Below are 14,416 nucleotides of genomic sequence, written 5' to 3'. Positions count from 1 at the left end.
AATAGGAAAGGTATGAGGACTCTATCATTACCTTTCTTTAAAATAAATTATCTAAATATTCGAATATCGGGGGAAATTATGAGAAAAAGTATTCAGATCGCAGGTGCATACATCGGGCTAATAGTGGGAGCTGGTTTCGCTTCCGGACAGGAGATTTTGCAATTTTTTACAAGTTTTGGGTGGATGGGAATTGTTGGAGGAGTCATCGCAACGGCTTTCTTTGCATTTTTAGGTATGAATTTAACGCAGCTTGGCAGCCGTTTACAGACTGATTCGCATAAAGATGTTATTTATCATATGTGCGGCCGTTACCTTGGACTCGCCGTTGATATAGTTATTACGTTTTTCTTATTTGGAGTAACAGTTGTCATGATGGCTGGAGCAGGATCAATTTTTGAACAGCAGTTTGGTGTGCCGGCCATCGTCGGAAATATCGTAATGGCTTTATTAACCATCATTACCGTATGCCTTAATGTTGAAAAAGTGCTTTCGATAATGGGTATTATTACACCGTTTTTGCTTGCTATTGTGGTTGTTATTGCCGGTTATTCTTTTGCTACAGCGGATTTAAGCTTTCCGGAAATGCACCAATTGGCCCAAAAACAAACTTCAGCCGCCTCCAATTGGGGCTTAGGGGCAATATTATATGTTTCTTATAATATTGCAGCAGGAGCCGCAATGTTAGCTGTAATGGGGGGGACAGTTAAGGATCAAAAGAGCGCAGGCTTAGGAGGAATTCTTGGCGGTATTGGTTTAGGTGTACTCATTTTACTGATAAACATTGCAATGCTTACACAAGTAGATGTTATTACAGGTGTGGACATGCCAATGCTATTCATTGCCAACGAAATGTCCCCTGTATTAGGTATCTTAATGTCAATTATCCTATTAGGAATGATATTTAATACAGCTGTTGGCATGCTTTATTCTTTCACAGCGAGGTTTGTAAAAGCCGATAATCCTAAGTTTAAAGTATTTGTTCCCGTTTTCGGAATCATTGCCTTTGCTGCCAGCTTTATTGGATTTATCACTTTAGTTGGTACAGTATATCCGGTAATGGGATATCTTGGTTTCACTCTGATTGCTGCTATTATCTTTTCCTGGGTTCGCGGCAGGCAACATGCCAATAAGACCCATTCTACAATTAAAGGATAGTCACCTACCCCTTCTTATTTTCATAAATTAAGAAGGGGGTTTAATATGAAATGCATTATGATGATCCGCCCATTTTGTTAATTCCGAGTAAACCAATCAATATTATTGTTGACACTAAGGGATAATGTGCTAAAATTTTATTAAACTTATCAAGAGTGACGGAGGGACTTGGCCCGATGATGTCCGGCTACCTGCAATGCAAGGTGCTGCATCCAGCAAAATGAAACCCATTTTGGGAAGATAAGGTATAACTTTTACCTGCCAATCTTTCCTATCCCGGAAAGATTTTTTAAAATAATGTGAACATGAATGAAAATGTCGCTATAAAATATTAATAATTTTAAAATAAGAATCGGGGGCGTTATCTTGACTGATACATTGGTCTATGGAAACTTTGATGAGTTTCCGGCAATTGATTTTCCGATTGAAAATGATACGAAGGGTGCACTAGAGGCGCTAAAGTGGGGGTATTCCCATTATGGTGACCAGCTGATTTATGCGTGCAGCTTTGGGATAGAAGGGATCGTCCTGATTGATTTAATTTCCAAAGTTAATCCTAGGGCGAAGGTTGTTTTTCTCGATACAGGGCTTCACTTTGAAGAAACATATCAATTAATTGAAAAAATGAAAGAACGCTATCCTGATTTATTGATCGAATTGAAAAAGCCAGAATTGACGTTGGAAGAACAGGCTGCACAATTCGGGGATGAATTATGGAAGCGGGAACCTAACAAATGCTGTGAAATCAGAAAAGTGCTTCCTCTAAATGAAGTGCTGTCAGGAGCAACTGCCTGGCTTTCCGGTTTAAGGCGCGAGCAGTCAGAGTCCAGGAAAAATACATTATTTATCAATAAAGATAACCGCTTCAAAAGTGTAAAGATCTGTCCGCTCATCCACTGGACCTGGAAGGACATCTGGCGTTATGCCCATAAGAATGGACTGCCATACAATATTCTTCATGATAATGGCTATCCGAGCATCGGCTGCAAACCATGCACACAGCCAGCTTTCAATGCAGATGATTTAAGGTCGGGAAGATGGACGGGAACACAAAAAATTGAGTGCGGCTTGCACACATAGGCATCTAAAAAATAAAGTTTAATTGAACACCTAAATCCGACTAAAACCATAAGATAAATAAAATTACTAGAGGAGATATATCAAAATGACATTAAGCCAACCACATGGAGGAACATTAATTAATCGCTGGAATCCTTCATATGACATTACTAATATTGCAAAAGAGATTGAATTAGACGGAATCGCTTTAAGTGACCTGGAATTGATCGGCACTGGAGCATACAGCCCTATTGAAGGCTTCCTTACTAAAGAAGATTATGAATCAGTTGTAGAAAATGTGCGTTTGGCAAATGGCAGCGTTTGGAGTATTCCGATTACGCTTCCTGTTACAGAGGAACTAGCTGGCAGCCTTACTATTGGAGAAGAAGCCCGACTGGTAAAAGACGGAGTTACTTACGGAACTATAACGATATCTGATATTTATGAACCCGATAAAACTAAAGAAGCTCAGAAAGTTTACCAAACAGATGATAAGGCACATCCAGGTGTCCTAAAAATGTTTGAGCGTGGCAATGTTTACATTGGCGGCCAAATTACCCTTGTTAAAAGAATTGAAAGGGAACAATTTGATACTTTTTATTTAGACCCGGCTGATACAAGGAAAGTCTTCGAAGAAAAAGGCTGGAAAACGGTTGTAGGATTCCAAACGCGAAATCCTGTTCATAGAGCCCACGAATATATTCAAAAAACAGCTCTTGAAACAGTGGATGGCCTTTTCCTTAACCCGCTTGTAGGGGAAACAAAGTCAGACGATATTCCGGCAGATGTAAGAATGGAAAGCTATCAGGTTTTACTTAAAAACTATTACCCTGCTGACCGTGTATTCCTTGCTGTATTCCCGGCCGCAATGCGCTATGCAGGTCCAAGGGAAGCGATCTTCCATGCAATGGTCCGTAAAAATTACGGCTGTACTCATTTTATCGTTGGACGTGACCATGCTGGTGTTGGCAGCTACTATGGAACATACGATGCACAGCTGATTTTTGGTCAGTTTACTGCCGATGAATTAGGAATTTCTCTATTATTTTTCGAACACAGCTTTTATTGCTCTAAATGTGAGAATATGGCATCAACAAAAACTTGCCCGCACGGTAAAGAAGACCATGTAATCTTGTCAGGAACAAAGGTTAGGGAACTGCTTCGCAACGGTGAAATCCCTCCAAGCACATTCAGCCGTAAGGAAGTTGTGGAAGTGTTAATCAAAGGAATGAAAAATACAGTAGAAGTTTAAGGATTGTTTCAAGCAATCCAGGAAGGGCGATAACATTGACGAAGAGTACTAATATTACCTGGCATGAAGCATCCTTATCAAAGGAGCTTCGAAGACAGCAAAATAAACATCATAGTTTTGTCATTTGGTTTACCGGACTTTCAGGATCAGGCAAATCGACAGTAGCAAATGCAGTCGCTCAGAAGCTGTATGAACTCGATGTAAAAAATTATGTATTGGACGGAGATAACATCCGCCATGGCTTAAACAAGGATTTGGGTTTTTCTGAAGAAGACAGGAAAGAAAATATTCGGAGAATCGGCGAAGTATCGAAGCTATTTGTCGATAGCGGCCAGGTGGTTCTAACTGCGTTTATTTCTCCTTTCCAAGCTGACAGAGAGCTGGTCCGCGGCCTGTTAAATGAGGATGAATTTGTTGAGGTTTTTGTAAAGTGCCCGCTTGACGAATGTGAAAAGCGTGACCCAAAAGGCCTTTATGAAAAAGCCCGGCAAGGAAAAATCCCGGAATTCACCGGCATTAGTTCCCCATATGAAGAACCAGAAAATCCGGAATTGGTCATTGAAACGAATCAGTACTCTATTGAAGAGTGTGCTGATCAGGTAATTGAATATTTGAGAAATCGGGAAGCAATATAAGGATTTGAGTACACAATTATAAAATGGTACCTGGCATTGACTGCTAGGTACCAATTTTTTAAAAAGAGGTGTAGGAATTTGGGTAAAGTATATCTTGTCGGTGCAGGACCTGGAGACCCTGACCTCATTACTGTCAAAGGATTAAAGTGCATTAAAGAAGCTGACGTCATCCTTTATGACCGCTTGATAAATGAAGAACTGCTTACCTATGCGAAACCTGGTGCCGAACTCATTTTTTGCGGCAAATCCCCTGAATCGCATACCCTTCAGCAGGAAACGATCAATCATCTGTTAGTCAAACGTGCCAAAAACGGCAAAGTGGTAACCCGATTGAAAGGAGGAGACCCATTTATTTTTGGAAGAGGGGGCGAAGAAGCTGAGACCCTCGCCAAAAACGGGGTATCCTTTGAAATTATTCCCGGAATTACATCAGGGATCGCAGCACCTGCCTATGCCGGCATACCTGTTACACACCGGGAATACGGTTCCTCTTTTGCTTTCGTTGCCGGCCATCGCAAAAATGGGGAAAAAGATAATATTAAGTGGGAAGCACTAGCAAAAGGAATCGATACTATTGCAGTCTATATGGGAGTGAAAAACCTTCCATATATCCAGAAGCAGCTACTGCACTTTGGTAAAAATCCTGAAACTCCCGTTGCGCTCATTAATTGGGGTACTACAAATGGCCAAAAGACGGTCGTCAGCACGCTAATTATGGCAGCAGAGGCGGCTGAAAAGGAAAAAATCGAAAATCCATGCATCATTATCATAGGTGAAGTCGTAAAAATGCGTGAAAAAATTAAATGGTTTGAATCAGAGCCTGTCTTAGAAACCTTTATAGCTAGCGAGGCCAATTAAATGGATGCAATTCTATATATCATGCATGGCAGCCGGGTATCTAAAGGCGTAGAACAGGCAGCCGCCTTTATCAACAGGTGCATGCAAAGCGTTGAAGTTCCTATACAGGAATATTGTTTTCTGGAGCTTGCAGACCCAAATATTGAAGCAGCTTTCCAACGATGCATTGAACGGGGAGCAACAAGGATTCATGCCTTGCCAGTGCTATTGCTGACTGCTGCTCATGCCAAAGAAGACATCCCAACCGAACTTTCCCGGATACACAAGTATTTTCCCGAAGTAGAGCTGCGCTATGGCCGTCCTGTTGGAGTCGACTCCAACATGGTCGACATCTTAGTGGAGAAAATCCAGGCAACAGGAGAAGCTTTAACAGCAGATTCAATGGTTTTACTGGTGGGCAGAGGCAGCAGCGACCCGGATGTAAAACGGGACCTCGTCCAGATTGCCGAGCTTTTGAAGCAGCGAATAGGGGTAGTCCGAGTTAATGACTGTTACCTGACCGCTTCATTTCCTAGCTTTGAAGAAGGACTACAAACTGCGAAGGAATCGGGCATGAAAAAAGTATTTGTAATCCCATACCTGCTGTTTACAGGCATTCTGATGAAGAACATGGAAAAAACGATAAAAAAGCTGGATGCTGAAAATAAATATGTTTTATGTGATTATATAGGATACCACCCGCTTATCGAAAAGGTTTTGAAAGAGCGGGTTAACGAGATCCTAGAAGGCTAGCAAGCGCCATCACCAGAAAATTTATAAAAATGCAATAAAAAGCAAGTTGGATAAAAGAATTGCTTCTAATTCTGGACTTATAGGTTAGAAGCATTTTTTTAACAAATAAAATTCTAAATATTTTGATTAATAACAACGCCATCGGAGGGAAAAAATGAAAAAGTTATTTGTTTTGGCGTTTGTAGGTTTCCTGGCACAATTAATAGATGGGGCATTGGGTATGGCATACGGCGTCACCTCGTCTTCCTTGCTGCTGGCTTTTAGTATCGCTCCGGCGGTTGCTTCTGCTTCCGTTCATCTTTCTGAAGTGGTTACAACAGCTGCATCAGGAGTTTCACATATCAAATTCGGCAACGTAGACAAAAAGATGGTTATCCGCCTGATTATTCCAGGTTCAATAGGAGCCTTTATTGGCGCTTGTTTCTTAAGCAATTTGCCTGGAGATATTGTTAAACCATACGTGTCAACCTTCCTATTACTCCTTGGGTTATATGTGATTTTCCGGTTTCTGTTTTTATTCCAAAAGAGTGAGGAAAAAGATTCAAAGCCATTGCCATTAAAACAATCGATCCCACTTGGGTTTATTGCGGGATTTGCCGATGCTACAGGCGGTGGAGGCTGGGGACCAATTGCAACACCCATCCTGTTATCCAAAAAGGGGATGACTGTACGTAAAGTTGTGGGTACCGTTGATACAAGTGAGTTTGCAATTGCTTTATCTGCGACAGCAGGATTCATTCTTTCATTGGGCTGGAACACAGTAAACTGGCTTTGGGTCGGCGCATTAATGATCGGAGGGATATTTGCAGCCCCAATAGCCGCTTATTTAGTGCGGATCGTCCCACCACAATTAATGGGTGTTTTCGTTGGCGGCTTCATTATTATTGTGAATATTCGTACCATTCTAAATGCTTGGGTTACCAATCATGAATACCACCCTGCTATTTATGCGCTGCTGATTTTTGGGTGGGTGGCAGCGATATTATTCTCGTTAAGGAAGCACTTGAAAGTCAGTAGAAATGAGGTTGCAAATACTGAAAGCAATGCCTCCTAAGTTTGAATGTGAAAAATAGTATGCCGCAGGAACCTTCCTACGGCTTTTTGCTATGAAAGATACTGCAATTAAAAAACGCCATCCGTAACCGGATGACGTCTCGTTAGGGTTTTAATTATCTTTTTCGAGAAAACAGTTTTAAGAATGGATGTTGATTCTTGTCCGTTATTTTAAGTTCATTTAACAAGAGCTTCTCTTGATGGTCATCTATCCATTTCTTTAACGCTTGTTTATCCTGACAATGGGTATAGTACGTTTCTCCATCTTTACCTACTGCATTGATTACAAACCTGCAAGAAGAATTCCCCATGTTGCCCACCTTTATTAAAAATGTATTGAACCTTTAGCCATTATAACAGGATTAAAAAGAATTTCCACCCTTATTTTATTTTGTTTAATATAAATTTAATCATACAGATAAAATGTGCTCCAGCTCTGCGTTTTCCTTTCGACAACTAAATGAGGATTCTAAGATGCGGTAACTGACGGGTGACCAACGACTTTTCAAGGAAGGGATGGAATCTGCCATCCCTTCCTTGAAAAAATATAATGTATACGAAACATCAGCTGAAGGAATAATTATCTGAAAGAGTTTTTAAATAATATCTCCTCATAAGCAAACTAACATAGTAGATCTAACTTTTTTTGCAGTATTTTGATTCAGCACACCCTATAATAAAAATAGCCTGTACCGAAATGGTACAGGCCTTTTGCATTAAAAATACATTTCAGTCGGCAGATTTTCTCCTAGGCGATCATTGCTCCAAATGAACCTTCTGTCAGCAGGGGTCTTTTTCGTAATCCACACGAATTTATTCTGCTGCTGCCCCAATACATGTCTTGAAGTCGCTGTAAAACGCATAGTTCCCAGTCCCTCCTTTGTAGTATTGGAATAGCGCTTAACAAAACGCTAATTTCATGAATCCTTCCAATATACTACTTAAGCATCTAATACAAAGTATGAAGTGGCAGTTAATAACGGAATATTACCAACCTCCTTCAGGTTTGTATCGTCATACATTTCTTAATTACCCTTAAGGGAAGAAAAGTAAACATGTTTGAGTTTTTTTCTTACTTTTTTCCTGCAATCCCTGAAACAATTTCATAAGACCGAAGGCGATCAGCGTGATCATATATTTGTGCGTTGATAATCATCTCATCAGCCTGCGTTTTATCAAGGAAGGCCTGCAATTTCTGCTTAACTGTTTCAGGACTGCCTATAATAGAGGATTCCAGCCGCTGTTCCAGCGCGGCCCTTTCATACGGGGTCCAAAGTTCATCCATATTGTCAACCGGCGGCCGCAGCTGCCCTGGATTGTTTCTGATTAAATACAAAAATTGCTGCTGCATAGAAGTTGCAAGCCTTTGCGCTTTTTCATCTGTTTCCGCTGCAATCACATTTACCCCGACCATTGCATAAGGCTTATCCAGCACATCAGATGCTGTGAAATTTCTGCGGTAAAGCTCGAGTGCCGGCAAAGTATTTTCAGGAGAAAAATGGCTTGCAAATGAGAACGGCAAGCCAAGGCGTCCAGCCAGCTGCGCGCTGAATCCGCTAGAACCCAGCAGCCAGATCGGGATGTTTAATCCTTCTCCGGGGACAGCCCGGACAGGCACGCTTCCTTTTGGATGAAAATAATTACGCAGTTCATCTACCTGTTCTGGAAAATCCGATCCGTCGCTCCGGCGATCTCTTCGTAATGCGTGGGCAGTCAGCTGGTCCGTACCGGGAGCGCGGCCCAAACCAAGATCAATTCTGCCTGGGAATAGGGATTCAAGTGTTCCAAACTGTTCAGCAATCACCAGGGGTGCATGGTTCGGCAGCATAATTCCCCCTGACCCGACTCTAATTGTTGAGGTTCCGCCTGCGACATGGCCAATGACAACAGACGTTGCCGAACTGGCGATCCCGGTCATATTATGGTGCTCGGCCAGCCAGTACCGGTTATAACCCCAATTTTCTGCATGACGTGCCAGGTCAAGAGTATTCTTCAAAGCTATGGCAGCGTTTCCGCCTTCGACGATCGGTGCAAGATCCAGTACTGATAGTTGAGTTTCACTTAATTGTTTATTGCCTGTTTTAATTGACATTATGTCTTCCTCCCACAATTGAGTTCATTACGCCGGCAGGGAAATATGATCGGAAGTAGAGGATGATTTGGAAAAGACCATTCTCAGCTTTACCGGCTGGTCTTTATGCATTTTCAGCCACTTTTATGTAATCGTTATATTATTTCCTGTCAGCATTCTTAAATGTATACAACCATTAGTTTCTAGGTCATTTTATCAATTTTTATTGATGAATAAAACCATCTTGCTCAGGTTTATTCCTTTAAGAAGCAAACTTTGTTTTGCGGACTTCTACTGCGCAGCGACTTTTTGATTGCTAATGAAGAGGGGTTAAGAGAAATATAAAGTCCAGGTGACCCTATGACCACCTGGACCTTGTTTTTACATTGCAGCATCAACTTGATTTATCAGCCATCTATTTTTCACTTTAACAAACGTTACTTTCCGTTTTTCGATTTTATTTGCAGTAACTTCCGGCATTTTGAACTCATACAGTTTTACATCAGTTCTTTGATAAATCAATTTCCCTTTAGCCTTATTCCAATCGATAAAGCTTGCTGCAGAATCGTTTGCGGCAAAAGCGAGCTTGCCTTTGTATTCGATTACTTTATATTTCTTCATTCCTTTTTCGATTGCATTTAACGTAAATACTTCATTCATGTATTTCGTTAGCTTTGCTTTTGTATTAAATTCACTGCAATAGTATTGGTATTGTACCCCTTTTAGCGTAAATTTGGCTGCTGTACATTTTGAATTTTTGTCCTTCACATTAAAGCCCAGTACAAAGCTTTGAAAATGGTCCCGGGCAGAGACAGAAAGTTTGGAGGCACTTGTATCCGTCAGGCTTGCGCTTGATGCCTGTGCAGAAGCTCCCATGGTAAACGTGAACATCATAACTGCAGAAAATAGAATTGTAACAATTTTTTTCATAAAAAAATCCTCCTTAATTGGTTTCACTATATAGACGCCTGAATGTTACAAATGTTACAGATTTTAATGGATAATATTACAATTATTACAAAGTTTTTCTTAGTTTCAATTTGGTTTCTTTGCATTACTACTGTACAAAACAGTATGATAAAAACAGTCTTATTTAGGAAAGGTAGTGAAAGAAAATGGCAAAGCAGCTTCCGCCAGGACAATTTGAGACAGAAAGCTGGCCGATTTTACACCAGGGAGATGTTTATAAATTTAATGAGGCTGACTGGAGCTTTCGGCTTTTTGGAGCAGTAAAAAGGGAAGCGGAGTTATCATTTTCAGATGTTATGACGATGCCAAAAACGGTAACCACAGTTGATATGCATTGCGTGACAACATGGTCTAAATTTGATACCACTTTTGAAGGAATTGCCTTAAGAGAGTTTTTAAATTTGGTTGAACTGGAGGATGGCGTCTCACACGTCAAAATCTACGGATACATGGATGGCGATATGTTTGGGTATTCGGCCAACCTGCCGCTTGCTGATTTGTTAGGCGATGATTCCTTATTCGTTTCCCGCTGGAAGGATAGCGGACGCGAATGGGAGGATCTTTCACCAAAGCATGGCTATCCGCTTCGCTTTATACCGCCAGAATCCTTCTATTTATGGAAGGGTACCAAATGGGTTTCAGGAATACGGTTCATGAAGCATGATGAAGCCGGTTTTTGGGAGGAGCTAGGATATTCCATGTCAGCAAATCCATTTAAAGAGGAGAGGTACCGTTAGTTTTATAAGGCACAGGGAAACTTTTTAATACAGAGTTTCCTTTTTTATTTGCACCTGCAGCAATTTAACAATTATTAATTGGAATACTTTCATTGCGGTTTTACAAACTAAACAAACAGAAAGATTAAAATTGTAATATCACAATGAAAGGGTTAAAAAATGAGAAAACAATTTGTGCTTTACATTAGTTTGATTTTATTATTGCTATGGAATATATCTCCTGCTCTTGCAGCTAATAATCCAAGAAATATGTATGATGTGAAAACAGGGGATAATTTATGGAAAATAGCCAATACTTATCGGACTTCTGCAAAAGATTTAAAACTAATCAATGGATTACAATCTGATGTAATATTTGCTGGCCAGAAATTAAGGGTGCCCATCATGTATAAAGTTCTTCCAGGGGATAATTTATGGATGCTTGCACAATCGTTCAATTCTTCTGTCCAATCCATTAAAACGGCCAGCGGGATTACGTCCAACACTATATATGTTGGGCAGAAATTAAGGATTCCTCCTAAAAGACTAACCATGCAAGGACAGTTTGTACTTATGACAAGAGAAGAATTTAAAGATTGGCTATTTAATCAACGCTTCAATAGAAAAATAGGAAAAATCCAGCAGCACCACACGTATCAGCCTTCTTATCAGGAATTCAATGGGTCGAATCACTTTGCATTGATGAAGGGAATGGAGTAACATCATATTAAGACAATGGGCTGGAGTCAAATAAGTCAGCATTTAACAACCTTTCCGGACGGAAAAGTAGTAGTTGGCAGGCCATTTGATACCCCGCCAGAAGGTTCATTTGGGTTACAGAATAAATCGGTGATGCATGCCATTGAAGCTAATTCGTTAGCCATCGAAAATGTTGGCAACTTTGATAAAAATCGTATGACTGAGGAACAAAAAGAAACGATTATTACGATCACTGCCTTGCTTAGTTTAAAATTCGGCTTAACTCCTTCCATTGAAAGTATCACATACCATCATTGGTGGGATATTAACTCAGGGGAAAGAGTGTTAGATAAAAGTGAAGGCCATGCTGTAAAAACTTGTCCAGGTACTGAATTTTTCGGAGGCAATTCCACAACGAGTGCAAAGAATAATTTTTATCCGCTGGTGTTAAGTAAAATGAAAGAAATTTCAGCATCGATGCGCTAATTTTTCGTAATTTATGCGAATAGGATATGATCCCCTTTAAGTCACATTCTAAAAAACCTGCATGATTTCATGGAGGAAAGAATGTGATTAAGGGGGATTTTTGCTGCCAAAATATTAACAGGCATATAAATCAGTTTCCTTGATTAATTCTGAAAAGACCTCACAGTTTTCAAAATTTAAAAAAGGGGAAGAAGAGAGTAGAGGCAACTAAGTTAATTAGGAGAGATTATATGACTGCAAAAACTCAAACAAGCCAATCCGAAAGATTTGAAACTGCATTTAATAGAATTCACAAAGCCCTGATGCAAACAATAAAGAATGCAAAATCAGATAAATTTATTGAACTTGTTAATAAAGGGAAAAGCCATGCCTTCATTCGGTACTATGAACATGACCTTTGCCAATTCGCCAAACTAAGAAATGCTCTGGTACATGAAAAAATACATGAGGGCTACTATATTGCAGAGCCGCATGAAAATATAGTTGATAAAATTGAAAAAATTGCAGATGAGTTCGAAAAACCGGATTCTGCGCTGTCAGTAGCAACAAAGCCTGTTTATTTTTTTCAGGAGGATGACAGCCTTTCAGAAGTTCTGGATATTATCAAAAAACACGCACATTCAAGATTCCCCATATACAATAAAGACGGCAAATATTCCTGGTTATTAACTTCAGGGCAGATTGTCCAATACCTTGCGGACAATTTCTCAGATCAGAAACTAACAATCAACTCTGTAAAAATTAAGGAGCTTTTCAACACCAAATATAAGCATAACGTTATCTTTGTTTCACAAAACAGCACAATTTTTGAGGTTGAAGACATTTTTGAAGAATATTACAACAAAAACAAGAAGATTGAAGGGGTGCTGATAACCAAGACAGGCTCACCATCTGAACAGCCTAATGGCATCATTACTTCACGAGACATGCTCGGGGTTGAATTCAGCGATTGATACTTATATTTATTGTTAATCACCATGTAGCGACACTAAAGCGGCTCAGTTTTCGGAAAAGGCAAGGAGGGAGTGAAGATTAAAGTTTCCCTTTCCTTGCTGTTGCTGAGTTCATAATATAAAAACTGAGTATAAGAACAAGAATCGCCAACGAATATAAGAGGGTGTTGACGGGATTTTCATGATAAACGATGATTAAACGAATCATCGCCGTAATGCCGATATAGAGAAAATAACGAATTGGAAAATGGTATTCTTCCTGAAAATATTTGACGATCATTGCGATAAATTCAAAGTAAAGGAAGAAGATTAAGATTCGCTCAAGAAGCTCATAGTGACTATCAATTCCCGGCTGAAGAATGGAAAAATAAATAAAATAGATAATTTCTTTGCCAAGCAAAACAGACAAAGTTATCCCAAGGCAAACTAAAGCAGTATTTAAAGCATATTGCAGCGAAATAGAAATCTTGGAGTTCAAACTCATTTTTTTACTATGCCGGACCATCGAATTACCTCCTTACGGCCATCAGTGCACAGATGTATTATACCTTCCTAAAATGAATGCAATGTAAAGCTGACCGACATATAATGTAAACCGCTTGAATCCCAGATCCAAGCGGTTTTAATAATTACTTAATTATGATTATGATTCGCGCAAAAATTTCACACAAACAGGGAATGGTACAGATACATTTGATTGAATCAGAGACAACTTTCCTGATTCCTGATCTCTTTTAAACAAAGCCAGACTGCTCGTTTCCTGATTTGAAACAACAAGGAACTGCTCTGATGGATCTAGTGCAAAGTCTCTTGGCCACTCTCCTTCAGTAGATGTGTGTTCTACAAAAGAAAGTTCACCATTATCCTGATTTACCTGGAAGACAGCTATGCTGTCGTGGCCCCGGTTTGCGGCATATACAAACCGGCCGTCAGAAGAAATGTGGATCGCACTTCCCTGGTTATTTTCTTGAAAATCAGCAGGGATCGCTGATATATATTGCAATTCTGTAAAGCTGCCATTTACCTGATCATACTCCAAAGCAACGACCTCAGAGCTTAACTCTGTCATCACATAGGCAAATTTTCTATTTGGATGAAACGCCAGGTGCCTCGGCCCGCTTCCTGGCCTGAAAGTGAATGATCGCAATTCGCTCAAAGCCGGTCCAGTAACCTTATATGTAATAAGCTTATCAATACCTAAATCAATGGCAGCAACAAACTTTTCATCTGGAGTAAACCCTGAATAATGTGCATGAGGTTTTTCCTGCCTGTCCTTATTTGGGCCTGAGCCTGAATGCTCGCTGACTGATGCTGCAGGACTAACCTTACCATTATTGCTGTTCACTGAATATGACTCTATCGTTCCTTTATGATAATTTGCAGTAACAGCCAGGCTGTTATCCTGATTGATACTCACGTGGCAAGGGGAAGCGCCCTTCAGTAGCTGCTGGTTAATGGACTGCAGTTCTCCATTTTCCGGGTTTATGCTATAGGAAGCAATACCCCCATTTTCTCCGCTTTTAGCGACGGAATATAAAAATTTATTATCATGACTGATAGCTACATATGTAGGATTTTCAAGCTCTGCAGCAAGTTTCAATTCTTGTAATTCCCGTTTTTCTGCATCAAGGGTGAAAGTATAAATACCTTTGCTATCTCCCTTTGTATACGTTCCAATATATCCTAAGTATTTATTTGACAACGAGGTAACCTCCTTTTCATGATGCCTACATTTTACCATACTGCGGTTAAATCCACTAATAACCGATTAACAGTCA

The 14,416-nt window shown here is 40.0% G+C and carries 17 protein-coding genes and 1 riboswitch; of the genes, 11 read left to right on the top strand and 6 right to left on the bottom strand.

Annotated features, from left to right (window positions below):
- The first annotated feature begins 78 nt into the window (after positions 1 to 78).
- From CVD28_RS08450 to CVD28_RS08420, 7 genes are all read left to right on the top strand, one after another.
- A complete protein-coding gene (locus CVD28_RS08450; RefSeq protein ID WP_101591927.1) occupies positions 79 to 1,155 on the top strand; it encodes a YkvI family membrane protein in 1,077 nt (358 codons plus the stop codon).
- A gap of 143 nt (positions 1,156 to 1,298) precedes the next feature.
- A riboswitch (SAM riboswitch) is annotated at positions 1,299 to 1,402 on the top strand.
- Positions 1,403 to 1,533: 131 nt separating this feature from the next.
- The gene (locus CVD28_RS08445) at positions 1,534 to 2,235 is read left to right on the top strand and encodes a phosphoadenylyl-sulfate reductase (RefSeq protein ID WP_257985805.1); all 702 of its coding nucleotides are present in this window, start codon (positions 1,534 to 1,536) and stop codon (positions 2,233 to 2,235) included.
- Between the two features lie 85 nt (positions 2,236 to 2,320).
- Positions 2,321 to 3,466, top strand: a complete 1,146-nt coding sequence (sat, locus tag CVD28_RS08440; RefSeq protein WP_101591925.1) for a sulfate adenylyltransferase — start codon at positions 2,321 to 2,323, stop codon at positions 3,464 to 3,466.
- Positions 3,467 to 3,501: 35 nt separating this feature from the next.
- The gene (cysC, locus tag CVD28_RS08435; RefSeq protein ID WP_101591924.1) at positions 3,502 to 4,101 is read left to right on the top strand and encodes an adenylyl-sulfate kinase; all 600 of its coding nucleotides are present in this window, start codon (positions 3,502 to 3,504) and stop codon (positions 4,099 to 4,101) included.
- A 78-nt stretch (positions 4,102 to 4,179) separates the two neighbouring features.
- Positions 4,180 to 4,959, top strand: coding sequence for a uroporphyrinogen-III C-methyltransferase (gene cobA, locus CVD28_RS08430; RefSeq protein WP_101591923.1), 780 nt, complete (start codon positions 4,180 to 4,182; stop codon positions 4,957 to 4,959).
- Positions 4,960 to 5,691, top strand: a complete 732-nt coding sequence (locus tag CVD28_RS08425; protein WP_101591922.1) for a sirohydrochlorin chelatase — start codon at positions 4,960 to 4,962, stop codon at positions 5,689 to 5,691.
- Between the two features lie 154 nt (positions 5,692 to 5,845).
- Positions 5,846 to 6,745 (top strand): sulfite exporter TauE/SafE family protein, encoded by a 900-nt coding sequence (locus CVD28_RS08420; RefSeq protein WP_101591921.1) that lies wholly within the window; start codon positions 5,846 to 5,848, stop codon positions 6,743 to 6,745.
- A gap of 115 nt (positions 6,746 to 6,860) precedes the next feature.
- Here CVD28_RS08420 and CVD28_RS08415 read toward each other — a convergent pair whose 3' ends face one another.
- The 4 genes from CVD28_RS08415 to CVD28_RS08405 all read right to left on the bottom strand — a co-directional run bounded on the left by CVD28_RS08415 (position 6,861) and on the right by CVD28_RS08405 (position 9,745).
- Positions 6,861 to 7,055, bottom strand: coding sequence for a hypothetical protein (locus CVD28_RS08415; RefSeq protein WP_101591920.1), 195 nt, complete (start codon positions 7,053 to 7,055; stop codon positions 6,861 to 6,863).
- A 405-nt stretch (positions 7,056 to 7,460) separates the two neighbouring features.
- Positions 7,461 to 7,607: a hypothetical protein gene (locus CVD28_RS27985; RefSeq protein ID WP_180954070.1), complete on the bottom strand. Its 147-nt coding sequence runs from the start codon at positions 7,605 to 7,607 to the stop codon at positions 7,461 to 7,463.
- A 209-nt stretch (positions 7,608 to 7,816) separates the two neighbouring features.
- A complete protein-coding gene (locus tag CVD28_RS08410; protein WP_101591919.1) occupies positions 7,817 to 8,836 on the bottom strand; it encodes an LLM class flavin-dependent oxidoreductase in 1,020 nt (339 codons plus the stop codon).
- 360 nt (positions 8,837 to 9,196) lie between these two features.
- Positions 9,197 to 9,745: a DL-endopeptidase inhibitor IseA family protein gene (locus CVD28_RS08405; protein ID WP_101591918.1), complete on the bottom strand. Its 549-nt coding sequence runs from the start codon at positions 9,743 to 9,745 to the stop codon at positions 9,197 to 9,199.
- A 185-nt stretch (positions 9,746 to 9,930) separates the two neighbouring features.
- Here CVD28_RS08405 and CVD28_RS08400 point away from each other — a divergent pair, with 185 nt between their 5' ends.
- The 4 genes from CVD28_RS08400 (at position 9,931) to CVD28_RS08390 (ending at position 12,638) form a co-directional block, all read left to right on the top strand.
- Positions 9,931 to 10,521 (top strand): molybdopterin-dependent oxidoreductase, encoded by a 591-nt coding sequence (locus CVD28_RS08400; protein ID WP_101591917.1) that lies wholly within the window; start codon positions 9,931 to 9,933, stop codon positions 10,519 to 10,521.
- 159 nt (positions 10,522 to 10,680) lie between these two features.
- Positions 10,681 to 11,220: a LysM peptidoglycan-binding domain-containing protein gene (locus CVD28_RS28660; protein ID WP_257985801.1), complete on the top strand. Its 540-nt coding sequence runs from the start codon at positions 10,681 to 10,683 to the stop codon at positions 11,218 to 11,220.
- 15 nt (positions 11,221 to 11,235) lie between these two features.
- The gene (locus CVD28_RS28655; protein WP_257985800.1) at positions 11,236 to 11,685 is read left to right on the top strand and encodes an N-acetylmuramoyl-L-alanine amidase; all 450 of its coding nucleotides are present in this window, start codon (positions 11,236 to 11,238) and stop codon (positions 11,683 to 11,685) included.
- 230 nt (positions 11,686 to 11,915) lie between these two features.
- Positions 11,916 to 12,638: a CBS domain-containing protein gene (locus CVD28_RS08390; RefSeq protein WP_101591916.1), complete on the top strand. Its 723-nt coding sequence runs from the start codon at positions 11,916 to 11,918 to the stop codon at positions 12,636 to 12,638.
- A gap of 79 nt (positions 12,639 to 12,717) precedes the next feature.
- Here the strand turns inward: CVD28_RS08390 and psiE are convergent, their stop codons facing one another.
- Together psiE and CVD28_RS08380 are read right to left on the bottom strand one after the other, a co-directional pair.
- Complete coding sequence (gene psiE, locus CVD28_RS08385; protein WP_101591915.1) at positions 12,718 to 13,143, bottom strand: phosphate-starvation-inducible protein PsiE; 426 nt, start codon at positions 13,141 to 13,143, stop codon at positions 12,718 to 12,720.
- A 138-nt stretch (positions 13,144 to 13,281) separates the two neighbouring features.
- Entirely contained in the window at positions 13,282 to 14,379 is a 1,098-nt protein-coding gene (locus CVD28_RS08380) for a lactonase family protein (protein ID WP_101591914.1), read from the bottom strand.
- Positions 14,380 to 14,416 lie beyond the last annotated feature (37 nt).

The sequence above is a fragment of the Bacillus sp. M6-12 genome (genome assembly GCF_002860285.1).
GTDB lineage: Bacteria > Bacillota > Bacilli > Bacillales > DSM-1321 > Peribacillus.
This window is presented reverse-complemented; position numbering and strand designations above follow the sequence as displayed.